Annotated in this window: 26 protein-coding genes; 13 read left to right on the plus strand and 13 right to left on the minus strand. The window is 71.3% G+C overall.

Going from position 1 to position 21,283, the window contains the following annotated elements:
• Nucleotides 1-91: 91 nt before the first annotated feature.
• Entirely contained in the window at nt 92-931 is an 840-nt protein-coding gene (locus MNOD_RS05045) for a universal stress protein (protein ID WP_015927751.1), read from the plus strand.
• A gap of 243 nt (nt 932-1,174) precedes the next feature.
• On the opposite strand, the gene nudC is transcribed toward MNOD_RS05045, so the two are convergent.
• The 4 genes from nudC to MNOD_RS05065 all read right to left on the minus strand — a co-directional run bounded on the left by nudC (nt 1,175) and on the right by MNOD_RS05065 (nt 4,290).
• Nucleotides 1,175-2,092: an NAD(+) diphosphatase gene (gene nudC, locus MNOD_RS05050; RefSeq protein WP_015927752.1), complete on the minus strand. Its 918-nt coding sequence runs from the start codon at nt 2,090-2,092 to the stop codon at nt 1,175-1,177.
• Between the two features lie 9 nt (nt 2,093-2,101).
• On the minus strand, nt 2,102-2,515 hold the full coding sequence (locus MNOD_RS05055) for an HIT domain-containing protein (RefSeq protein ID WP_015927753.1): 414 nt from the start codon (nt 2,513-2,515) through the stop codon (nt 2,102-2,104).
• A 46-nt stretch (nt 2,516-2,561) separates the two neighbouring features.
• On the minus strand, nt 2,562-3,194 hold the full coding sequence (locus MNOD_RS05060) for a cyclic nucleotide-binding domain-containing protein (protein WP_015927754.1): 633 nt from the start codon (nt 3,192-3,194) through the stop codon (nt 2,562-2,564).
• Between the two features lie 346 nt (nt 3,195-3,540).
• The gene (locus tag MNOD_RS05065) at nt 3,541-4,290 is read right to left on the minus strand and encodes an SDR family oxidoreductase (RefSeq protein WP_015927755.1); all 750 of its coding nucleotides are present in this window, start codon (nt 4,288-4,290) and stop codon (nt 3,541-3,543) included.
• A 239-nt stretch (nt 4,291-4,529) separates the two neighbouring features.
• On the opposite strand from MNOD_RS05065, the gene MNOD_RS05070 reads away from it, so the two are divergent.
• Together MNOD_RS05070 and MNOD_RS05075 are read left to right on the plus strand one after the other, a co-directional pair.
• A complete protein-coding gene (locus tag MNOD_RS05070; protein WP_015927756.1) occupies nt 4,530-4,754 on the plus strand; it encodes an antitoxin MazE family protein in 225 nt (74 codons plus the stop codon).
• Nucleotides 4,751-5,110 (plus strand): type II toxin-antitoxin system PemK/MazF family toxin, encoded by a 360-nt coding sequence (locus tag MNOD_RS05075; protein WP_015927757.1) that lies wholly within the window; start codon nt 4,751-4,753, stop codon nt 5,108-5,110. The genes MNOD_RS05070 and MNOD_RS05075 overlap by 4 nt, the downstream gene beginning before the upstream one ends.
• Before the next feature lie 22 nt (nt 5,111-5,132).
• On the opposite strand, the gene MNOD_RS05080 is transcribed toward MNOD_RS05075, so the two are convergent.
• Together MNOD_RS05080 and MNOD_RS05085 are read right to left on the minus strand one after the other, a co-directional pair.
• Nucleotides 5,133-5,612 carry a GNAT family N-acetyltransferase gene (locus tag MNOD_RS05080; RefSeq protein WP_015927758.1) on the minus strand — a complete coding sequence of 160 codons (480 nt, stop codon included), beginning with the start codon at nt 5,610-5,612 and terminating at the stop codon, nt 5,133-5,135.
• Between the two features lie 2 nt (nt 5,613-5,614).
• A complete protein-coding gene (locus tag MNOD_RS05085; protein WP_043748108.1) occupies nt 5,615-6,091 on the minus strand; it encodes an MmcB family DNA repair protein in 477 nt (158 codons plus the stop codon).
• Nucleotides 6,092-6,320: 229 nt separating this feature from the next.
• Here MNOD_RS05085 and MNOD_RS05090 point away from each other — a divergent pair, with 229 nt between their 5' ends.
• From MNOD_RS05090 to MNOD_RS05100, 3 genes are read left to right on the plus strand one after another with little or no spacing between them, the layout of a single operon-like run.
• Nucleotides 6,321-7,199: an ABC transporter ATP-binding protein gene (locus tag MNOD_RS05090; protein ID WP_015927760.1), complete on the plus strand. Its 879-nt coding sequence runs from the start codon at nt 6,321-6,323 to the stop codon at nt 7,197-7,199.
• Between the two features lie 34 nt (nt 7,200-7,233).
• Nucleotides 7,234-8,022 (plus strand): ABC transporter permease, encoded by a 789-nt coding sequence (locus tag MNOD_RS05095; protein ID WP_043748111.1) that lies wholly within the window; start codon nt 7,234-7,236, stop codon nt 8,020-8,022.
• A 29-nt stretch (nt 8,023-8,051) separates the two neighbouring features.
• Entirely contained in the window at nt 8,052-9,050 is a 999-nt protein-coding gene (locus MNOD_RS05100; RefSeq protein WP_015927762.1) for an ABC transporter substrate-binding protein, read from the plus strand.
• A 135-nt stretch (nt 9,051-9,185) separates the two neighbouring features.
• Here the strand turns inward: MNOD_RS05100 and MNOD_RS05105 are convergent, their stop codons facing one another.
• Complete coding sequence (locus MNOD_RS05105; RefSeq protein ID WP_015927763.1) at nt 9,186-9,707, minus strand: DedA family protein; 522 nt, start codon at nt 9,705-9,707, stop codon at nt 9,186-9,188.
• A 144-nt stretch (nt 9,708-9,851) separates the two neighbouring features.
• Between MNOD_RS05105 and pdxY the strand changes: the two genes are divergently transcribed.
• The 5 genes from pdxY to msrB all read left to right on the plus strand — a co-directional run bounded on the left by pdxY (nt 9,852) and on the right by msrB (nt 14,039).
• Nucleotides 9,852-10,700 (plus strand): pyridoxal kinase PdxY, encoded by an 849-nt coding sequence (pdxY, locus tag MNOD_RS05110; RefSeq protein ID WP_015927764.1) that lies wholly within the window; start codon nt 9,852-9,854, stop codon nt 10,698-10,700.
• Nucleotides 10,701-10,845: 145 nt separating this feature from the next.
• Nucleotides 10,846-11,283, plus strand: a complete 438-nt coding sequence (locus tag MNOD_RS05115) for a tellurite resistance TerB family protein (RefSeq protein WP_015927765.1) — start codon at nt 10,846-10,848, stop codon at nt 11,281-11,283.
• A gap of 63 nt (nt 11,284-11,346) precedes the next feature.
• Nucleotides 11,347-12,222 carry an NAD(P)-dependent oxidoreductase gene (locus MNOD_RS05120; RefSeq protein ID WP_015927766.1) on the plus strand — a complete coding sequence of 292 codons (876 nt, stop codon included), beginning with the start codon at nt 11,347-11,349 and terminating at the stop codon, nt 12,220-12,222.
• A gap of 172 nt (nt 12,223-12,394) precedes the next feature.
• Nucleotides 12,395-13,555, plus strand: coding sequence for a YihY/virulence factor BrkB family protein (locus tag MNOD_RS05125; RefSeq protein WP_015927767.1), 1,161 nt, complete (start codon nt 12,395-12,397; stop codon nt 13,553-13,555).
• A 70-nt stretch (nt 13,556-13,625) separates the two neighbouring features.
• Entirely contained in the window at nt 13,626-14,039 is a 414-nt protein-coding gene (gene msrB, locus MNOD_RS05130; protein WP_015927768.1) for a peptide-methionine (R)-S-oxide reductase MsrB, read from the plus strand.
• Between the two features lie 82 nt (nt 14,040-14,121).
• On the opposite strand, the gene MNOD_RS05135 is transcribed toward msrB, so the two are convergent.
• From MNOD_RS05135 to pdxH, 5 genes are all read right to left on the minus strand, one after another.
• Complete coding sequence (locus tag MNOD_RS05135; protein ID WP_015927769.1) at nt 14,122-14,556, minus strand: TIGR02301 family protein; 435 nt, start codon at nt 14,554-14,556, stop codon at nt 14,122-14,124.
• Nucleotides 14,553-15,008, minus strand: coding sequence for an NUDIX hydrolase (locus MNOD_RS05140; protein WP_015927770.1), 456 nt, complete (start codon nt 15,006-15,008; stop codon nt 14,553-14,555). Before MNOD_RS05140 ends, MNOD_RS05135 begins: the two co-directional genes overlap by 4 nt.
• The gene (locus tag MNOD_RS05145) at nt 15,005-16,102 is read right to left on the minus strand and encodes a VCBS repeat-containing protein (protein ID WP_015927771.1); all 1,098 of its coding nucleotides are present in this window, start codon (nt 16,100-16,102) and stop codon (nt 15,005-15,007) included. The genes MNOD_RS05140 and MNOD_RS05145 overlap by 4 nt, the downstream gene beginning before the upstream one ends.
• Complete coding sequence (locus MNOD_RS05150; RefSeq protein ID WP_043750437.1) at nt 16,095-16,817, minus strand: SDR family NAD(P)-dependent oxidoreductase; 723 nt, start codon at nt 16,815-16,817, stop codon at nt 16,095-16,097. Before MNOD_RS05150 ends, MNOD_RS05145 begins: the two co-directional genes overlap by 8 nt.
• Nucleotides 16,818-16,964: 147 nt before the next feature.
• On the minus strand, nt 16,965-17,597 hold the full coding sequence (gene pdxH / locus MNOD_RS05155) for a pyridoxamine 5'-phosphate oxidase (protein WP_015927773.1): 633 nt from the start codon (nt 17,595-17,597) through the stop codon (nt 16,965-16,967).
• A gap of 77 nt (nt 17,598-17,674) precedes the next feature.
• Here pdxH and MNOD_RS05160 point away from each other — a divergent pair, with 77 nt between their 5' ends.
• Nucleotides 17,675-18,175 (plus strand): RT0821/Lpp0805 family surface protein, encoded by a 501-nt coding sequence (locus MNOD_RS05160; RefSeq protein WP_015927774.1) that lies wholly within the window; start codon nt 17,675-17,677, stop codon nt 18,173-18,175.
• Nucleotides 18,176-18,277: 102 nt separating this feature from the next.
• Complete coding sequence (locus MNOD_RS05165; protein WP_015927775.1) at nt 18,278-19,210, plus strand: DnaJ C-terminal domain-containing protein; 933 nt, start codon at nt 18,278-18,280, stop codon at nt 19,208-19,210.
• Nucleotides 19,211-19,623: 413 nt separating this feature from the next.
• Here the strand turns inward: MNOD_RS05165 and MNOD_RS05170 are convergent, their stop codons facing one another.
• Nucleotides 19,624-21,135, minus strand: a complete 1,512-nt coding sequence (locus MNOD_RS05170; RefSeq protein WP_015927776.1) for a flavin-containing monooxygenase — start codon at nt 21,133-21,135, stop codon at nt 19,624-19,626.
• Between the last annotated feature and the right edge of the window lie 148 nt (nt 21,136-21,283).

Raw genomic sequence — 21,283 nt, forward strand, 5'->3', positions numbered from 1 at the left:
GGCGCCGCCGCGCGAGGGGCCAGCCCCTTCTGGCCTCTCTCCCCTCTGGACGCCGATGCAGGGCCATGATGCAATCCGCGCGGAGGCCGCCATGAAGACCCTGCTCGTCCCGGTCGCGCGCCACGCGCTGCTCGATTCCGTGCTGGAAACCGCGCTCCTGACCGCCCAGCGGTTCGGATCCTGCGTCGAGGGCTTCGGCCTGCGCCCGGCGCTGGCCGAATACGTGCCGGTCGACATGGTGGGCGGCATGACCTGGGTGCGCGACGAGGAGGCCGATCTCGCCGAGGCCCGCGATTGCGGCAGCCAGTTCTGCACCTTCATGGAGGAGCACGGGGTCGGGCGCGAGAGCGCCGCAGCGAATCCCTCCGCTCCCCGCTACCGCTGGCTCCCCGACGCGCCGCCAGGCGACGGTTTCCTGGCTCAATACGCCCGGCTGTTCTGTGCCACCGTGGTGGGCCGCCCGGGCGGGGAGGGCGGTCCGCGCATGACGACCCTGGAGGCGGCCCTGTTCGAGAGCGGGCGCCCGCTCATCATCGCCCCGCAGACCCCGCCCCAGAGCCTCGGGGAGACCGTGCTGATCGCCTGGAACGGCTCCACCGAGACCGCCCGCACGGTGGCCTATGCGGAGCCCTTCCTGCGGCAGGCCGCCCGCATCGAGGTGCTGGGGATCGATGTCGGCATGGTGCCGGGGCCGAGCGCCGAGCAGATGGCGGCGGCTCTCACCCGCGAGGGCCTCTCGGCCCGGGGCCGCACCCTCGCGGCCGGCCGCCGCACCGCGGGCGAGATCTACCTGGAGGAGGCCGAGGCGCTCGGCTGCGACCTTCTCGTGAAGGGCGCCTACACCCAGAGCCGCCTGCGCCAGATGATCTTCGGCGGGCCGACCAGCCACATCCTCGCCCACGCCACCATGCCGGTGCTGATGGCGCACTGAGCGCAGGCCGATCGATTGCTTCGCCAGGCGACGCCGGCTCTGCTCAGGCGGATGGTTCTCCGCCCTTTCCCGGGTCGCATTCCGCTGGCGCTGCATGCGCCCGGGAAAGGGCGGAGCGGACATCCTCGCCTGGGCTGACGCGGCCTCATCCGACATCCGATCGACAGTTTCGCCTTGCGGATGTCGGCTTCGCTAAAGCGGGCGCGATGATCCGCTCTCCGAACGGAGTGTTCGCAGACCGGATCAGAACCCGTCCGCGAAGCCGCGCACCAGGAGATTCGCGATCGCCATGGGCGGCGGCGTGAGGAGGCCGTCCGGGTGGCGGCGCTCCAGCATCCGCCGCACCTCCTCGCGGGAGAACCAGCGGGCGTCCTCCAGTTCCTCCCGGTCGAGCACCAGTTCGTCGTGGAGCGCCTCAGCCTCGCAGCCGATCATCAGCGAGGAGGGGAAGGGCCAGGGCTGGGAGGCGCGGTAATGCACTGCGCCGACGCGCAGGCCGGCCTCCTCGAAGGTCTCGCGGCGCACCGCGTCCTCGATCGTCTCGCCGGGCTCCAGGAAGCCCGCGAGGCAGGAATAGACCCCCGGCAGGAACCGCGCCTGCCGTCCGAGCAGGCAATGGTCGCCCCGGGTGACCAGCATGATCACGACCGGGTCGGTGCGGGGGAAGTGCTGGCTGCCGCAGGAAGAGCAGTCGCGCCGGAAGCCCCCGCAGGCGATCGTGGTCGGTGCCCCGCAATTCGCGCAGAAGCCGTGGCGCGCGTGCCAGGAGAGAAGCGACTTCGCGGTGGCGAGGAGGCCGAGCTCCGCGGGCGGCACCGCGCCCTCGACCGCGATGGAGCGCAGGTCGAGGACCCGGTAGGACGGGTCCTCGGCGTAGGAAGCCGCGGCATCGACCGGCAGGGCGCCCGCGAAGACCGGCCGCGCCTCGACCCGCCCGAGGAACAGGAGCGGGAGCGGCGCGGGCGCCCGCGCCCCGTCGGCGGCCGTGAGGATCGCGCTCGCGCTCTCGCCGGCCCGGCGCAGCACCGGAATCTCCCCGGCGAACAGGACGAGGCCCGCCTCCGGATGATCGGCAAGGGTCGGGGTGGGGCCGGTCCGCTCGGCGGAGTGGCGGACGAGAAGGCTCTGCGCGAAGCCGAGCCGGTCCAGCGGTGTGATCACGAAACCTCCTCAGGCGGCCTGGAACAGCGCCCGGGCGCGCTCGACGAGCTGCGCGGCGGCGTGGGGCGGGTAGGGGGTGCGGGTGCCATGGCCCCAGACCGGGCCGGGCCAGGCCGGGTCGGAGCGGAAGCGCCCGACGACGTGGATATGGAGCTGGCTAACCAGATTGCCGAGCGCCCCGAGATTCACCTTGTCGGGCTTGGCGAGGCTCTGCATGACCCCGGTTGCGATCCGCATCTCCTGCATCAGAGTCGCCGCCTCGTCGGGGGGTAGATCGGTGATCTCCGTCAGGCCCGCCCGCCGCGGCACGAGGACGAACCAGGGAAAGCGCGCGTCGTCGAGGAGCAGCACGCTGCAGAGCGGCAGGTCGCCGATCGCGATCGTGTCGCCGGCCAGGCGCGGGTCGAGGGTGAAGTCGGTCATCGGCTCCTTCGCGGGGATCACATGCGGGACCGGCCGGCGGGCGGCATCAGGCCACCTCCGGCTCGGGGATCGCGACGGCTCCGCGCGCCCCCTGCCCGGTGCCCTGGAACAGGCGCTCGCTGGTCAGCTTCAGGAAATAGAAGCCGAATTCGGGATTCTGGTAGTAGAGCTGCTTGACCTCGGAATAGGGCACGCAGAGCGCAACCCCGTCCTCGGCGCAGACCACCGAGGCGGTGCGGACGTTGCCGGGCGAGAGCATGCCGAGCTCCCCCACGATGGCGCCGGGCGCGATGTCGATGCCGCGCTCCTCGATGCGGAAACGGCCGCTCTCGACGTAGTACATCTCGCTCGCCGGATCTCCCATGCGGAACAGGACTTCGCCGGCCCTGAAGCGGCGCGAGGTGCCGAAGGGCTTGAGCCAGTCGAGGGAGAGGTCGCCGTCCGCCGCCTTCTCCACATCCCTGACGAGCTTCACCATCTGGTAGAGGCGCCAGGTGTTGAACGGGATCTGGATCGCCTCGGTGAGCACCACCGGCAGGCTGCCCGTGAGGATGCCGTAGGTGATGACCGCGACGCTGGCGAGAATCGAGAGGATGCGCAGCGGGATCATGGTCGTCATCGCCGAGGACGTGATCGTCAGGGCGGTCCCGAGATAACCGATCGCTTCCACCCAGTTCATCGTCCCCTCGCATCCCGGCGGCGGCTGTCGGCACCATGCGGCCGATGGCATCACCAGAGGACCAAGACAAGGGCGGGCGTGAGGCAGAAGAAGCCGCCGTCGGGCGATCCGCACGCGCACCGGCGGCTCCATTCCTTTTCCGGACGATTGTAGCGCCACGGCAAGGGGATCCGGGATCCAGCACGAGGATTTGCCGCGAGGCAGCTCCCTGCTCCGGCACCGTGGCCGACAGGCGGTCGCTTCGCGGATTCCTGTGCGGATCCCGGGTCGCATTCCGCTATCGCTGCATGCGCCCGGGACAGGGATTACGGCAGACGGGCTGCGCCGCGAGGTAGCCTTCCCTGCCTCACACGGTCCGCCCGCCGTCGATCGGCATCTCGATGCCGGTGAGGAACTCCGCCTCGTCCGAGGCGAGGAAGAGGGCGGTGGCGGCGATGTCCTCCGCGCGCGAGAGCCGGCCGAGGGGGATCGTGGCGATGAACTTCGCCCGGTTCTCGGGCGTGTCGGGCAATCCCATGAAGGCTTCGAGGAGCCCCGTCTCGCCCATTACCGGGCAGAGCGCGTTGACCCGGATCTTCCAGGGCGCGAGTTCGACGGCGAGCGACTTCGACATCAGGTTCACGGCGCCCTTCGAGGCGTTGTACCAGGTCAGGCCGGGCCGCGGCCGAATCCCGGCCGTCGAGCCGACATTGAGGATCACGCCCCCGCCGTTGTCGCGCATGGCGGGCGCCACGGCGCGCACGAAATGGAAGATCGACTTCACGTTGACCCGGAAGACGCGGTCGAACGTGTCCTCGTCGACCTCCATCAGCGGCTGGTTCCGGTGCGTCGTGCCGGCATTGTTGACGAGGATGTGAGGCGTGCCGAAGGCCTCCATCGTGCGGGCGACCGCGCGCTCCACATCCGCCTGCGATCCGACATCGGCCGTGACCGCGATCGCGGCCTTACCGATCGCGGCCGCCACCCGCTCGGCGGCATCCCCCCGCAGGTCGACCACCGCCACCCGGGCGCCTTCTTGCGCGAAACGCCGCGCGATGCCCTCGCCGAAGCCGCCGCCGGCCCCCGTCACGATTGCGACCTTGCCCTTGAGCCTCATGCCGGTCCTCCCTTGCGCCGGGCGCATTCCGCGACGCGCCGGTCGGCGCGGATCATGGCTCCGCTCCGGCAAGCCTGTCCAATGCGCCGCGCGGAGATCAGGCCGGTGCGTCGGGCGGGCCGGCAGCTCCGCTCAAGGCTCTCCAAGCAGGCAAGGGCGGATGCGGCACGACGAAAAGGGCTGGCCTGCTGACATGCGCCACGATAGGTTACATGTAACTGGCATCATGGAGGCAGATCATGGCTGCGGCATCGAATTCCAAGCCCGTGCGGGTGAAGGTGCGCGAGCATCGCGACCGGCTCCGCGCCCAGGGGCTACGACCCATCCAGATTTGGGTGCCGGACGTGCGCGCTCCCTCTTTCCGGGAGCAGGCACATCGCCAGTCGCAGGCGGTCGCCGCCAGCGCTCATGCGCGCGAGGATCAGGCTTTCATCGACGCCATAGCGGATTGGGGTGATGAATGAGGCGCGGTGAGGTCTGGACCGTCTCCGGGGGCAAGGACTATGCGGGCAAGCCGCGTCCCGTCGTCATCGTGCAGGACGACAGCTTCGACGCCACCGACTCCATCACGATTTGCGCCTTCACCACGGACCCGACCGACGCACCGCTGTTCCGCCTTGTCGTGGAGCCGAACGAGCGCAACGGCCTGCGCTCGACCTGCCGTCTGATGGTGGACAAGATCACCACCATTCCCAAGGCGAAGATGGGCGCGCCTATCGGGCGGCTCGATGACGAGGACATGGTGCGGCTCAATCAGGCCATGACCGTGTTCCTCGGCATGGCCGTTTCTCCCCGAACCGGAAGGGGGAAAGAGTCATGAGTTTTACTATGCCGCGCGGAGGTCAGGCCGGCGCGTCGGGCGGGCCGGCGGCAAGGCGCGTCAGCGCCGCGCCGGACAGGCGGAAGAACACCCTCTCCCGATGAGCCGCCGCCCCGGTCGCTTCGTAGTGGGCGAGGAGCGGGGCGTTGGCGCCGTCCGCGGTCCAGTCCACCCGGCCGGAGCCGCGTTCCACCGCGAGGGCCGCTACCGCCTGGAGCAGGCGTCGGCCCGCGCCGCGCCCGCGCTCCGGGCGCGAGACGAACAGATCCTTCAGAAACAGCCCCGGCCGCAGGCCCGGTCCCGGATAGGTCGTGCCGACCGCCGCAAAACCGATCGGGGCCGGATCGGCCGCGACCAGGATCGTGACGCCCGCGGGCAGATCGCTCAGATCGGCGCGGGTCGTCTCGTCCGGCGGGCAGGGCACCCCGTAATACGCCTGCATCTCCCGGAGCAGAGCCGCCACGGCGGGGATGTCGGCAGGCTCCATGTCGCGCACGCGCATGCCTACAGGCTTCCCTCCCGCACCGAGCCCGGATCGGCAAGCGCGTGCAGCAGCCCCGCCGCCATATGGGCGAAGCGCAGCGTCACGGCCTTGCGGCGGGCTCCCGCCAGGGCGTGCTCGGGCGCCTCGCGCAGGATCGCGGCCCCGAAGGCATCGGCGATGATGAGACCGGTATCCTCGGGCAGCACGTCGGTGCGCATGTCCTCCGGCACCGCGAAGTAGAAGCGGTCGCAGAAATCGCGATAGTCCGGCCATTTCCGGTCGGCCCGGAAGTCCGGCAGGCCGGACTTGATCTCGACGATGGTCAGCTGGCCGGTCGGCCCGAGCGCGATCAGGTCGGCCCGCCGCCCATTGGCCAGGGTGAATTCCGGGATGGTGACGTGGCCGAGTTCGGCGAAGAGGCGGCGCACCCCGCGCTGCACCCCGAGCGCAAGCGGCGACTGGCGGCGGTCGAGGGGGAGGGAGAGGGCAGCGGACAAGGCGGTGGAGACCGGATGCGAGAGGGGTTGCGAGGAACCTGGGCGAGATCGAATCGGGAACGCCATCCCAGCAGGTCGCGACAGGCTTGTCATGGTCGGCCATGTCGCAGCCGAGGGTGGCCGGCTCGGCCGGTGAGCGAGGGGCACGAGGTGGTTGATCTCGGACGGCCTCTCGCCGAATGTCGCCCGCAACAGCCGGAGGCATGGCCCCGGCACGGGAGGGAGCCGCATGAGCCAGCAGGGCTTCGCCGAGGGACGTAAAGGGGGTCGCACGGGCGTGCGGCTCGTCGGCGGCACCGCGGTGGCCCGCAGCGCCAGTGCGGTGCGCCTCGAGGGCGTCTCCATCGCCTTCACGCTCAAGGGCGGCCAGCGCTACGTGGCGGTCGAGGGTATCGATCTGTCCGTCGCGCCCGGCGAATTCGTAGCGGTGGTCGGGCCGACGGGCTCCGGCAAGTCGACGATCCTCAACGCCGCCGCGGGGCTGCTGAAGCCCGCCGCCGGCCTCGTCACGGTCTTCGGCGGAAGGCTGTCGGGCCTCAATGCCCGGGCCGGCTACCTGTTCCAGGCCGACGCCCTGATGCCCTGGAAGACCGCCCTCGACAATGTCGCGGTCGCCCTCGAGCCGCAGCGCGTGCCCCGCGCCGAGGCGCTCGGGCGGGCCCGCGACTGGCTCGGGCGGGTGGGCCTCGCGACCTTCACGGACCGCTACCCGCACATGCTCTCGGGCGGCCAGCGCAAGCGCGTGGCCCTCGCCCAGATGCTGATCCGCGACCCCGAGATCCTGCTGATGGACGAGCCCTTCGGGCCGCTCGACGCGCAGACCCGGCAGATCATGGGAAATCTCCTGCTCGACCTCTGGGCCGCCAACCGCAAGGCAGTGATCTTCGTCACCCACGACCTGGAGGAGGCGATCGCCCTCTCCGACCGGGTCGTCGTGCTCTCGGCCGGCCCCGCCGCCCGGATCGTCGGCGACTTCCCCGTCGCCCTGCCGCGCCCCCGCGACACCAGCGAGATCCGCCTCGAACCGCAATTCCACGCCCTCTACAAGGAGATCTGGGCCCGCCTGCGGGTCGAGGTCTCCCGCGCCTATGCGAGCGGCCCGGCGTGACCTCCCGCTGACCGGAACCCCCATGAAATCTCCGATGAACCGCCTCGGCCTCCTCGCCCTGCAGATCCTCGTCGGCCTCGCCATCCTGGCCGTCTGGCACGTGCTCACCGTCTATCCGATCCTGGGCCAGCCCAGGCAGATCCAGTTCTTCTTCTCGACCCCGGTCGACGTCCTCAAGCGCACCTGGGCCGAGATGACGAATCCGGAGATCTGGAGCCATCTCTGGATCACCCTGCAGGAGACGGTGCTGGCCTTCGTATTCGGGGCGCTGGGCGGCATCGCCTTCGGCTTCCTGTTCGCCCGCAACGCGCTGCTCGCCGCCGTCTTCGACCCCTACATCAAGGCGGCGAACGCCCTGCCGCGGGTGGTGCTGGCGCCGATCTTCGCCCTGTGGTTCGGGCTCGGCATCTGGTCGAAGGTGGCGCTCGGCTTCACCCTCGTGTTCTTCATCGTGTTCTTCAACGTCTACCAGGGCGTGCGCGAGGTGAGCCCGGTCGTGCTGAACAACGCGCGCATGCTGGGGATGAACGAGTGCGGCCTCCTGCGCCACGTCTACTGGCCGTCGGCGCTCACCTGGATGTTCTCGTCGCTGCACACGGCGGTGGGCTTCGCCCTCGTGGGCGCGGTGGTGGGCGAGTATCTCGGGTCCTCGGCGGGGCTCGGCTACAAGATCCACGAGGCCGAGAGCGTCTTCGACGTCACCGGGGTCTTCGCCGGCATGCTGATCCTGACCGTGTTCGTGATCGTCATCGACGCGGTCGTGACCCTGATCGAGAACAGGCTGCTCGTCTGGCGCCCCGGCCCGGCCGGCGGCCACGCCTGAACGCAGAACGGACAACGGAGGACACCCTCATGGACCGCCGCAGCTTCCTCGCCGGCGCCGCCGCGCTCACCCTCGCGGCGCCAGCCCGCGCCGAGACCGTCAAGGTCCGCATCGGGGTCGGCGGCAAGCCCCTGCTCTACTACCTGCCGCTCACCATTGCGGAGCGGAAGGGCTTCTTCACCGCGGAGGGCGTCGAGGCCGACATCAACGATTTCGGCGGCGGCGCCCGCTCGCTCCAGGCCCTGATCGGCGGCTCGGTCGACATGGTGACGGGGGCCTACGAGCACACGATCCGCATGCAGGCCAAGGGCCAGGACGTGCGGGCGGTCTGCGAGCTCGGCCGCTACCCGGCGATCGTCATCGCCGTGCGCAAGGACCTCGCCCAGACCGTGAAGTCGCCCGCCGACCTCAAGGGCCGCAAGATCGGCGTGACGGCGCCCGGCTCCTCGACGGCGCTCGCCGTGCAATACGCGATGATCAAGGCCGGGCTGAAGGCAACCGACGCGCCCCTCATCGGCGTCGGCGGCGGCGCGGGCGCCATCGCGGCGATGAAGAAGGGCGAGATCGAGGCGATCTCCCACCTCGACCCGGTGATCGCCAAGCTCGAGGCTGACGGCGACATCGCGATCCTCATCGACACCCGCACGGAGGCCGGCACCCGCGCGCTGTTCGGCGGGCCGAACCCGGCGGCGGTGGTCTACACCAAGCAGGACTGGATCGAGCACCACGCCGTCGCGACCCAGAAGGTCGTCAACGCCTTCGTCAAGGCGCTCAAGTGGCTGGCGAGCGCGACGCCCGAGGAGGTCGCCGACACGGTGCCGCCCGCCTATCATTTCGGCGACCGGCCGCTCTACGTGCAGGCGGTGAAGAACTCGCTCGAGAGCTATTCGCGCACCGGCATTCCCTCGCAGGAGGGCATGGCGAGCGTGCTCGACCTCGTGCGCACCCTCGACCCGGAGTTGCAGGGCGCCAAGATCGACCTCGCCACCACCCTGGACGACCGCTTCGTGAAGCGCGCGATGGGATAGGCATTTTCCGACGAAGTGGATGCCGGTCCGTCGCAGACAATGCGGCAAGCTCATACGGCATCCGGTCCACCGTGAACGGATGCCGCTCTGGCCGCGCGTCTGCGCCGCCGGAAACGGAGGGGCGGCAGGGCCCCGTCAGCCCTTCAGGAAGCCGAACAGCCCCGCCCCCGGCGCCAGCCACACGAAGGCCCAGACGAAGCCCGAGGAGACGTTGGCGAGCTGGAACGGGATTCGGCCCACCGCGAAAACGCCGGCGACGAGCGGCACCACCGCCCGCGCCGGCCCGATGAAACGGCCGATGAAGATGGCCCAGGCGCCCCAGCGGTGGCAGAACACCTCGCCCGAGGCGACCATCTCCGGGTAGCGCGTGAGCGGCCAGATCCGCTTGGCGCCCTCCTTGTAGTAGCGCCCGAATTCGTAGGAGACCCAGTCGCCCAGGATGGCGCCCACAGCCGCCCCGATCATCACCGGCAGGAACGGGATCCCGCCGGCGCCGAGCAGCGCCCCGATCCCGAGCAGGATCACGGTGGCGGGCACGAACAGCGAGAGCACCGCGAGGGATTCGCAGAAGGCGATGATGCCGGTGACGACGGGTGCCCAGGCATGGTGGTCGCGCACGAAGTCGAGCGTGGCGGTGCGGATCGTCTCGAAGTCCATGAACCTTGACCGGTGAGCCGCCCCGGATGTGGGGCCGGGCATCGGGAATGCAATCGGCGCGGGGCGGGATCCCGCACAGGATCCTGGCATTGAGCGCGGGCCGCCCGCGCGCTACCACCGTGGCCATGGGCCCGAGGGTTCTCGATGAACATCCTGTCGATCCAGTCCCACGTCGCCTACGGCCATGTCGGCAATGCCTCGGCGGTCTTCCCGATGCAGCGGCTCGGGGTCGAGGTCTGGCCGATCCACACGGTGCAGTTCTCCAACCATACCGGCTACGGGTCGTGGCGCGGCCGCGTCTATGACGGCCCGTCGATCAGCGAACTCGTCGAGGGCATCGCCGAGCGCGGCGTGCTCGGCGCCTGCGACGGGGTGCTGTCCGGCTACATGGGCTCGGCCGAGATCGGGGAGGCGATCGGCGCCGCCGTGGCGCGGGTGCGGGCCGCGAATCCGGCCACGCTCTATTGCTGCGACCCGGTGATCGGCGATGTCGGCCGCGGCATCTTCGTGCGGCCGGGCGTGCCCGAATTCATGCGCGACCACGCCGTGCCCGCCGCCGACATCGTCACGCCCAACCAGTTCGAGCTGGATTTCCTGTCCGGCCTTCCGAGCGCCACCATCGCCGAGGCCAAGCGCGCGGTCGCGGCCGTGCAGGCGCGCGGGCCGCGGGTGGTGCTCGTCACCTCGCTCCACACGGCCGAGACCCCGCCCGACGCGATCGACCTCCTGGTCGGCGAGGCGGGCGCGTTCTGGCGCCTGCGCACCCCGAGGCTCGCCCTCGACGTGAACGGGGCGGGAGATGCCAGCGCCGCCCTGTTCTTCGTCCATTACGCGCGCACGCGCTCGGCCGCCGAGGCGCTGGGCGCCATGGGGCCTTCCATCTTCGGGCTCCTGCGCCGCACCGCGGAGGCCGGCTCCCGCGAGATCCTCACGGTCGAGGCCCAGGACGAATTCGTGGCGCCGAGCCAGGTGTTTCCGGTCGAGGCCGTGTAGCCGCGCCCTGATGTCCGCGTATCTCGGACCCGCACTGTTGTACGGATGAGCTTGCCTGCACGGCCAAGGGTGTGCATCGATTCCGCTGGACCTGCGGGGAGCCGGCTCGCCCGCGGCAGACAACGCCCGCGCCAAGGATGAGACGATGGGGCTGTTTCAGGATACCTTCACCCGGATCGGCCGGGCCGTGATGTCGTATGCCGGAGACACCGCGTTCCTGTACGCGGCGGCCTCGGGGGCGGCCAACGTCATCCTGGCCGACCGCGAGATCGACGAGGACGAGATCGAGACCGCCCTCACAAATCTCTCCGCGAACCCGATCCTGCAGAAATCCTACGGCGTCCTGAAGCTGGAGCAGGAGCTGCACGAGGCAATCGCCCGGGCCAAGAGCCGGGCCGGCCGCATCGAGAACCTGCGCTTCCTCTCGGCCATCGCCGACCGGCCGCTCGAACAGCGTCAGGACGTCTTCCTGATCGCCGCCGACGTGGCCGACCAGGGCGGGATCAGCGAGCTGGAGCACAAGGTGCTCGATGAGGTCGCCGAGGCGCTCGGCGTCGACAAGGCGGCCCTGCTCTCCGCCTGACGCCCCTGTGCGGCGGCCCCCTGCAGCCATAGGTGATCCCCGTCGAAGTTGGAGCCGGTGGCGATGGATGTCGGATTTCTCGGGCTCGGCCGGATGGGCCGGCCCATGGCGCTCAACCTCGTCAAGGCGGGACACCGGGTGCGGGTCTGGAACCGATCGGCCGAGGCCGCCGAGAGCCTGCGGGCCGAGGGGGCCGTGCCGGTGGCGAGCCCGGCCGAGGCGTTCCGGGGTGAGGTGGCCATCACGATGCTCGCGGACGACGCGGCCCTGCGCAGCGTGATCGTCGAGGGCGGCGTGCTCGATCAGGCCGAGCTGCCCGGCATCCATGTGGGGATGAGCACGATCTCGGTGGCGCTCGCCCGCGACCTCACCGCCCTGCACGAGCGGGCGGGCGTGGCCTACCTCTCGGCTCCGGTCTTCGGACGGCCGGACGTGGCCGCGGCGGCCAAGCTCGCCATCGTGGCGGCGGGGCCCGAGGCGGCGATCACCCGGGCGCAGCCGGTCCTCGACGCGCTCGGCGCGAAGACCTGGCCCTTCGGGCCGGAGCCCGCCCGGGCCAATGCGGTGAAGCTCGCGGGCAACTTCATGCTGGTGGCTGCCATCGAGGCGATGAGCGAGGCATCCGCCTTCGCCGAGGCGCACGGGGTGCCGGCCGCGGATCTTCTCGACCTCCTCACCGGCACCATCTTCGCCGCACCGGTCTACAAGAATTACGGCGCCGCGATCGCGGCGGGCCGCTACGAGCCGCCGGGCTTCAACCTGTCGCTCGGCGCCAAGGACATCCGCCTCGCGCTCGCGGCCGGCGAGGCGGCGGGCGTGCCGATGCCGCTCGCGAGCCTCCTGCGCGACGGCCTGATCGAGGCCATCGCGCATGGCCACGGGGCGAAGGACCTCGCGGCGCTCGCCCTGGTGTCGGCGCGGCGCAGCGGGCGGAGCTGACCGCCGCAGCCGCCTTGCAGGGCAGGAGGCAGGACAACGGGGACCGATGCAGCGGCGGCGCGGCTTTCGCGCGCTGGACCTGTCACGGCCGAGGAACGCGCGGCCAGCGCCCACGTTGTGACCGCGACGGCCCGCACCGGCGGGCTTTGCATCCCTCGCCAATGGTCGCCCGATGACGCCGAATCCGCCACCCGGTCCCGCCTCGTCCGGCGGCGTGACCTCGACCCTGTGGACCGTCTTCCTCGGTCTCGCGCTGGTGCGCCTCGTGACGGCGCGGCGGCCCGAGGACGTCCCCGCGCCCGCCGACCCGACCCGGCATTTCGGCGAGGGCGCCAGATCCTATTCCGGCCGGCCCGCGCAGCGGGTCGGCGACACCGAGGCCGACCGCGGGCGCAAGGCCGAGTCCCCGACCGAGATGCCCGCCAAGGGCTGGAAGGACGTTCTCTACCGGGTCTACCTGGAGTTCCAGAAGGACCGGGTGCTCTCGGTCGCGGCGGGCGTGACCTTCTATACGCTGCTGGCGATGTTCCCGGCCATCGCCGCCCTCGTCTCGCTCTACGGGCTCATCGCCGATCCCGCCACGATCAACGACCACATCGCCCTGCTCCAGGGCGTGCTGCCGTCGGGCGCCCTCGACATCATCGGCGAGCAGGTCAAGCGCATCTCGTCCAAGGGCGGCACGACGCTGGGCCTGACCTTCTTCACCACCCTCGCCCTCTCGCTCTGGAGCGCCAATGCGGGCGTGAAGGCGATCTTCGATGCGCTCAACATCGTCTACGAGGAGGAGGAGAAGCGCAGCTTCATCAAGCTGAACCTGCAATCCCTCACCTTCACGCTGGGCGGCCTGCTCTTCGTCGTGGTGGCGCTCTCCGGCATCGTGGTGCTGCCGGTGATCCTGAACTTCATTGGGAATTTCGGCATCAGCATCAGCCCGAAGGCATGGTACATCGCGCTCCTGCGCTGGCCGCTCCTGCTCGCGATCCTGCTCTTCGCGCTGGCGCTGCTCTACCGCTACGGACCGAGCCGGGACGAGCCGAAATGGCGCTGGGTGACGCCCGGCAGCCTGATCGCAGGCGTGGTCTGGCTCGTCGGCTCGATCGCCTTCTCCTGGTACGTGGCCCATTTCGGCAGCTACAACGAGACCTACGGGTCTCTCGGCGCCGCCATCGGCTTCATGACCTGGATCTGGATCTCGGCCACGATCGTGCTGCTCGGCGGCGAGATCAACGCCGAGATGGAGCACCAGACCGTCCGCGACACCACGAAGGGCCCCGAGCAGCCCCTCGGCACCCGCCGCGCCCGCATGGCCGACACGGTGGGCGCGCCCGCCTGACGCCCTCGCCGACCCGGCTGCGAACCCCCATATCGGCCGGCGAGAACAGAAGCGGCCGAGGAGGGATCCGATGGGTGCGTTCGAGACGGCAAAGGACGAGGCGGCGCGCTCCGAGGAGGAGTGGCGCGAGCGCCTGACGCCGGAGCAGTACCGGGTGCTGCGCGGCCACGGCACCGAGCGGGCGGGGACCAGCCCCCTCAACCACGAGAAGCGGCCGGGCACCTTCCTGTGCGCCGGCTGCGGCCAGCCGCTCTTCGAGAGCGAGACCAAGTACGAATCCGGCTCGGGCTGGCCGAGCTTCTTCGCGCCGATCGAGGGCGCCGTGGAGACGCAGGTCGACCGCTCCTTCTTCATGACCCGCACCGAGGTGCATTGCCAGCGCTGCAAGGGCCATCTCGGCCATGTCTTCGACGACGGCCCGGCCCCGACCGGCTTGCGCTACTGCATGAACGGCGCCGCGCTGCAATTCGAGCCGCGGGAGTAGCGCTCGCCGCCGACGCGGCGGGACGCCCGGCCGGGGGAGGCGCACTTCCGCCGAACCGGCATCCACTTCGGTGGAGAGCGCCCTATCCGCCGAACCGCCCGGCCAGGGTCACGCTCAGGCGCTCGCCCTCGGCGATGAACCGGGCCGCGGCCTCGCGGGCCGAGTCGGTGCAGACCCGGTAGTTGATCGCGTAGCCGCGATAGCCGCGGTTATAGGCGCCGGCGAGCCGGTCGCGACGGCCGGGGCTGGTGCCCTCCGCATCGAGGAGTGCCTTCATCCGGACGGGCCATTCGGCCGCGTCCGCCTGCCCGCACAGGTCGCGCAGGAAGCTCAGCGCGCCGATGATCTCGGACAGGCGCAGCAGGTCCTTGTCGTAGGGGGCCGGCAGATCGGCCGGCGAGGGAGGGGGCGCCTCCTTCTCCGGCGGCTTGGCGGGCGCGCGCGGACGGGTCTGCGCGAGGGCAGCCTGCGCCGCCGCGAGGCACAGGACGACCGACAAGGCGAGGCGAAGCCTCACGCGCTCCCCTCCACGGCCGCGACGGCCTGTTCCAGGATTTCCGCAAGCCCTTCGGTCGTGGGCAGGGCCGCCAGCTCCGCGAGGGTCACCCAGCGCACGTCGAGCGCCTCCTCGCCCGGCGCCGGCTCATGCCGAAGCCAGCGCGCCGCATGCGGAACGATCACGAAATGATGCAGGACGCGGCCATCCGCGTCCCGCTCGATCACCTCGAGGGGGGTCAGGCTCGCGACGATCTCGGCCTCGACGCCGACCTCCTCGCGCAGCTCCCGCAGCGCCGTCTCGGCCAGCGGCTCGCCGAGTTCCACGAGGCCGCCCGGGAGCGAGTAGAGCCCGCGCAGGGGCGAGCCGCCGCGGGCCGCGACCAGAACCCGCCCGTCCCGCACCACCGCCACCGAGGCGGCGAGATAGGGGCGGGCCGGGTAGCGCCGGCCCTGCGCGTCGCTCGCTGTCACGGGCGCAGGTCGGCGACGCGGCCGTCCTCGAGTTCGACCAGCACATGCAGGCCGCGCCCACTGCCGAGCACCACCGGCCCCGAGCGGGCCGGCACTGGCAGGGTCACGCGGGCGCGCTCGCTGATGCCGCCCTTGAGCGAGACGAGCGCGAGCGCGGTGCGGTCGCGGGTCGGGATCGCCAGCTCCGGCACCCCGTCGCCGTCGAGGTCGGCCGCCGCGCCGGCTTCCGCGTAGCCCGGCGCCTCGCCCGCGAGCACGGCCCCGCCCGGCGCGATCCGCCAGTGCTGCAGGCGCCCTTCGCCCGCCGCCGCGCGCACGAGCGCGACCGTGGCGTGGCCCGACCCGTCGAAATTCCCGACCGCCGCCTGGCCCACGGTCCCGGTCTCGGCGGGCGTCTCGGCCGTCACGCTCCAGGTCTCGCCCTCCCGGCCGATCACCGCGAGGCTCGCCTTGTCGCCCACGGTCCTGGCGGCGAGGAGATGGAGGCGACCGTCGAGATCGACGGCCTGGACCGCGCCGCCGGTGAAGACCGCATCCGGTCCCGCCGCCACCGTGGCGGTCGAGACCGGGACCGGCTTCGGGTCGGCGCTGCGGGCGACGGGCTGGCGCTCGCGCACCGTCACCGTGGCAGCGGCCGGATGGCCGTCCGGACCGCTGCGCGGATTGCTCAAGTAAGCCGAGACCGGGCCGGACAGCGCCCGCCGCGACCCAGGCACGGCGCCCCGCGGCGTCTCCGCCGCCGCGAGGCCCTGCGCGGCCTCGGCCGGGATCGCCGTCGTCGACAGGCCGTCCTCGCCGAGCGACAGCACGGCGCCGCCCTCCTCGCCCCAGACCACCGCGACGGTGCCCGCGCGGGCGCGCGGCAGGAGCCCGGAGGTCTCGGCGGCGAGCGCCGCCTCGCTGCCGGGGCCCCGGATCTCGGTCACGCGGAAGGACAGCGGCAGGATCGAGACCGAAGGCTCCGCCCGCGCCGGCTCCGCGCCCGCCAGGGCGAGGACGGCGAGGCAGGCGAGCCCCGCCCCGTGATCCGCGATCCGCTTGCCTGCGCCGCGGCGCGATTCCCGAACGGAGCGTCCGGGCATCGCCTCAGACATGCTGCCCGCCGTTGATGTGCAGTTCCGCCCCGTTCACGTAGGACGAGGCTTCGGTGCACAGGAAGTAGATCGCCTTGGCGACCTCGTCGGGCGTGCCGAGCCGCCGCTGCGGGATCTGCGCCACGAGCTTGTCGGTGCCGGGCGAGAGGATCGAGGTGTCGATCTCGCCGGGCGAGATCGCGTTCACGCGCACGCCGAGGGGGCCGAAATCCGCCGCCATCTCGCGGGTGAGGCCGGCGAGCGCCGCCTTCGAGGTCGCGTAGGCGGCGCCCGCGAAGGGGTGCACCCGCGAGCCCGCGATCGAGGTGACGTTGACGATGGAGCCGCGCGCCCGGGTGAGCTCGTTGCACAGGCCCCGCGCCAGCAGGATCGGCGCGAAGAAGTTGACCTGGAACACCCGCTGCCAGTCGGAGAAGGGCGTCGCGATGGCGCCCATGCGCTCGCCGCCCGGTCCTTTCGGCGAGATGCCTGCATTGTTGACGAGCGCGTGGAGCAGGCCGCCCTCCGCCTCGAGCCGCCGCGTCACCTCCGCGACCCCGCGCAGCGTGTCCTCGGGATCGGCGAGGTCGACCTGGAGGTGGTCCTCCGGACCCATCTCCCAGGGACAATTCTCCGGGAAAGGGTGGCGCGAGCAGGTGATGACGCGCCAGCCTGCGGCGGAGAAGCGCTTGACGGTGGCGTGGCCGATGCCGCGGCTCGCGCCCGTGAGCAGCATCACGCGCCGGCGTTCGTTGCTGGATTGGGCCAAGGCCGTTCCTCGAATCCGGTGCGGGGCGCGCCGCCGGACGCGGCGCGCGGGTTGACGATCAGGTCTAGGATGCGGAGGGCCGAAAATCCAGCCTCGCGGTGCCGCAGCGCAGCATCATGGATAGAGCCGGGTGCGCTCCCAGCCCTCGCCCGTGCGGGTGAAACGGACCCGGTCGTGCAACCGGAAGGCGCCGTTCTGCCAGAACTCGATGCTGCTCGGAGCGACACGGTAGCCCGTCCAGTGGGGCGGGCGCGGCACCTCGCCCTCCGGGAAGCGCGCCGCCACCTCGGCCACGGCCCGTTCGAGAGTGCCGCGGCTCGCCAGGGGTTCCGATTGCTGGCTCGCCCAGGCGCCGATCCGGCTGTCGCGGGGGCGCGAGGCGAAATAGGCATCGGCCTCCGCATCCTCCACCCGCGTGACGCTGCCGCGGGCGCGCACCTGCCGGCGCAGGCTCTTCCAGTGGAACACCAGGGCGGCCTGCGGGTTCTCGGCGAGTTCGATGCCCTTCATCGAGCGGGAGTTGGTGTAGAAGACGAAGCCGCGCTCGTCGCAGCCCTTGAGCAGCACGATGCGGACGTCCGGCAGCCCGTCGCGGCCGGCCGTGGCCAGCGCCATGGCGTCCGGATCCTCCGGCTCCGACGCCACGGCTTCCGCAAACCAGTCCTGGAACAGGGTCCACGGATCCGACCTCACGGTGAAATCACCGTTCGTTAACGCAGCCACGGCATCGTCCTTCGCATGTGACACCCGGGAATGCGGGGGCAGGCCGGCGTCGCAGGTCACGCCGTGGCGCCGGGGCCGTTCCCGCGGTGAGAACAGGTGGAATGCGTCGCCACGTGTGTAAAGTGATCCCGCAAGCGACATGGAGACCCGGTCTCGCGCTCCTGGCCACGACGGTTGCGGCGGCCGGCCTTCTCACTTTAGCGGGATGCAGCCAGCCGCTCCTGGTGTTCCAGGCCAAGCCCGAGGCGGCTGCGCCCGCCCCGGAGCCGGTCAGCACCGGGAGCATCGGGCCGGTAGCGCCGAAGAGCTTCGGCAGCGACCTGACGCCGGAGGATTGGCGCCGGGCGAAGGCGGCGCTCGCCGTGGCGCTCGACCCGCAGGGCAACGGGCAGCCGGTGAAGTGGGACAACCCCGAATCGAAGATGCGCGGCATGGTCAACCCGACCGGGCTGCCCTACGTGGCCAATGACGAGATCTGCCGCAACTTCCTGGCGACCGTGATCGCGCCCTCCGGCAGCCGCTTCGTGCGCGGCACCGGCTGCCGTCCCTCGGGGGGCTCCTGGGAGCTGAAGAGCCTGAAGGCAGCGCGGGCCCCCGCCTGACCCGGGAGGGAGCCATGCGTTGCAATCCGGCAACACATCTCCCACATTGACGCTCGACTGGCTCACGGAGCGCCGACGCTCCGCAACGGCACCCGGACCACCATGCGCAATCCTTACGACGTGCTCGGCGTCAGCCGAACCGCCGCCGAGGCGGAGATCAAGAAGGCCTTCCGCAAGCTCGCGAAGACCTACCACCCCGACCGCAACAAGAACGACGCCAAGGCGAAGGATCGCTTCGCGGAGGTGAACCAAGCCTACGAAATCCTGGGCGACGCCAAGAAGCGGGCCGAGTTCGACCGCGGCGCCATCGATGCGGAGGGCAAGCCGCGCTTCCAGGGCTTCGAAGGCTTCGCGGGCGGGCCGCGCGGCGGGTTCTCGGGCTTCGACTTCGAGTCGATGGCGCGCGGGCGCGGCACCGGAGCGGGCGCGGGCGCGGGCGGGTTCGGCGAGGACATCTTCTCGCAGCTCTTCGGCGAGGCCTTCCGCAGCGCCGGCGCCGGGGCGCGCACCACCGCCCAGAAGGGCGACGACGTCGCGGCGGAACTCACCGTGACCCTCGACCAGGTGGCGAGCGAGGCAAAGCTGCGCCTCGTCCTGCCCACGGGCCGCGAGGTCGACGTGGTGGTGCCCAAGGGCGTCACCGACGGGCAGGTGATTCGCCTGCGCGGCCTCGGCCATCTGGGCCGGGGCGGCGGCGAGCCGGGCGACGCCCTTCTCACCATCCGCCTCGCGCCCGATTCCCGCTTCCAGATCGACGGGGCGGACCTGCGCGTGACCGCCGAGGTGTCGCTGGAGGACGCCGTGCTGGGCGGTCCCGTCCGGATCCAGACCCTGACGGGCGCGGTGGAGATGAAGATCCCGCCGATGACGAGTTCCGGCCGCACCTTCCGCCTGCGCGGCAAGGGCCTGCCCCGGAAGGACGGCACGAGGGGCGACCTCCTCGCCACCATGGCGATCGTGCTGCCCGCCAGCGCCGACGAGGTGCTGCTCGACTACGCCCGCAAGCGCCGCGGCGCCCGCGCCACCACGGGCTGACGGATTGCGGGTCCTGGACGGGGCTCTGCCCTGGCGGCCACTGCGCTCCTCGGTTTCGATTGAGACGCGTCGGCCCAGGCGAGGATGTCCGCTCCTCCCTTTCCTGGACGACTGCAGCGGCAGCGGAAGGAGATCCGGGAAAGAGAGAGCGCGAGGGGCGGAGAATCCGGGAAGGGGCGGAGACCCTGTGATCCGGCCTGCGAACGAGCGTTCGCAGACCGTCTCGTCGTGCCTGTGCGGCGCAGAGCTCCGCTCCGGGTCCGGGCCGACCCTGGCGGATGAAACCGCGGCTGCCTGAGCGCTCCAGGGCAGCCAATCCCGCACCTCAGGTTCGATTGAGGAGCAGGGCGATCTCCATCAGCGTTCGGAGCGCAGCCCCCGGATCCGCGTCGCTCACCGCACGCGGTCCCGGCTCATGCGATGGGCCGCCGCCGATCCGCCCTCCCGAATTCCAGCGCCTCGTCCTCCAGGGCGCCGAAGCGCAGGGCGGCGAGGTCGAGGGCGTAGTTCTGGTACAGCCTCCAGGGCTTGCGCGTGCCCTGCTTGGGCAGGAGCGCGAGCGACCGCCGGATATAGCCGGAGGTGAAGTCGATCGCCGGCTCCTCGCCCACGCCAGCGCCCCGGCGCGGCACGCACCACGCGTCCCCGCGCGCCTCCATCCGGGCGATCAGACGGCAGACGAAGCGCGCGGTGAGCTCGCATTTGAGCGTCCAGGAGGCGTTCGTGTAGCCGATCGCGACGGCGAGGTTGGGCACGTCGCTCAGCATCATTCCCTTGTACAGGAGGGTGTTCGACGCCTCGACGGGCCGCCCGTCGACCGCGAGCGTCATGCCGCCGAGCATCTTCAGCTTGAGGCCCGTGGCCGTGACGATGACGTCCGCCTCCAGCTGCGCGCCCGAGCGGAGTGCGAGCCCCGTCTCGGTAAAGCTCTCGATGTGGTCGGTCACGATCGAGGCTCGGCCGCCGCGGATCGCCCGGAACAGGTCGCCGTCCGGCACGAAGCAGACGCGCTGGTCCCAGGGGTCGTAGGTCGGCGTGAAATGGGTGGCGACGTCGTAGCCCTCACCGAGCTGGGCACGCACGCCCTCGCGGATCTTGCGGGCCACCAGGTCCGGCTTCCGCCGGGCGAGCTGGTAGAAGAGGATGCCGAGGCCGATGTTCTTCCACCGCACGAGGCCGTGCGCGAGGCGCGCGGGCAGGCGCCTGCGCAGCCAATTGGCGATCCGGTCCTCGGCGGGCAGCGACAGGATGTGGCTCGGCGAGCGCTGCAGCATGCTGACATGGGCCGCCGTGCGGGCGAGTTCGGGCACCAGCGTCACCGCCGTGGCGCCGCTGCCGATCACCACCACGCGCTGGCCCGTCAGGTCGAGATCCGCCGGCCAATCCTGCGGATGCACGATGCGGCCGCCGAAGCGCTCCATGCCCGGCCAGACCGGCCGGTAGCCCTCCGCGTAGTCGTAATAGCCGGCACAGATGGAGAGGAAGCGGCAGGAGAAGGTCACGGGCGCCGGCTCGCCGCGGATCTCCACCTCCACGTGCCAGCGCGCCTCCTGCGAGCGCCACGCGGCGCGCAGGGCCCGGTGCCCAAAGCGGATCCGCCGGTCGATGCCAAAGGCCGCGGCGGTCTCGCGCAGATAGCGCAGGATCGAGGCTCCGTCCGCGATCGACCGCTCGCCGCCCCAGGGCCGGAAGCTGAAGCCGAAGGTGTAGAGGTCGGAATCCGAGCGCAAGCCCGGATAGCGGAACAGGTCCCAGGTGCCCCCGATGGCGTCGCGCGCCTCCAGGATCGCGTAGGTCTTCGTCGGGAGATGCGTCTGCAGGTAATAGCCCGCGGCGATGCCGGAGATCCCTGCGCCGATCACCAGCACGTCGAGGTCGTGCATCGTCTCGGTCGGGGCCGCAGCGCTGACGGGGGTCTGAGCCATGATGAGCCTCGCGATCGTCCAAAGCTTCCATGCGGCGAAGAGGGGGGCGGGTCCAGAGGCGACCCGGCCCCGTTGCGGCCGCGCCGTCTTCGGCGGAAAAGCGCAGACGGCTGCGCCGGGCGCGGCCGGACGTCCCTGCCGGGAGAGG

It is taken from the genome of Methylobacterium nodulans ORS 2060 (assembly GCF_000022085.1).
Taxonomy (GTDB): domain Bacteria; phylum Pseudomonadota; class Alphaproteobacteria; order Rhizobiales; family Beijerinckiaceae; genus Methylobacterium; species Methylobacterium nodulans.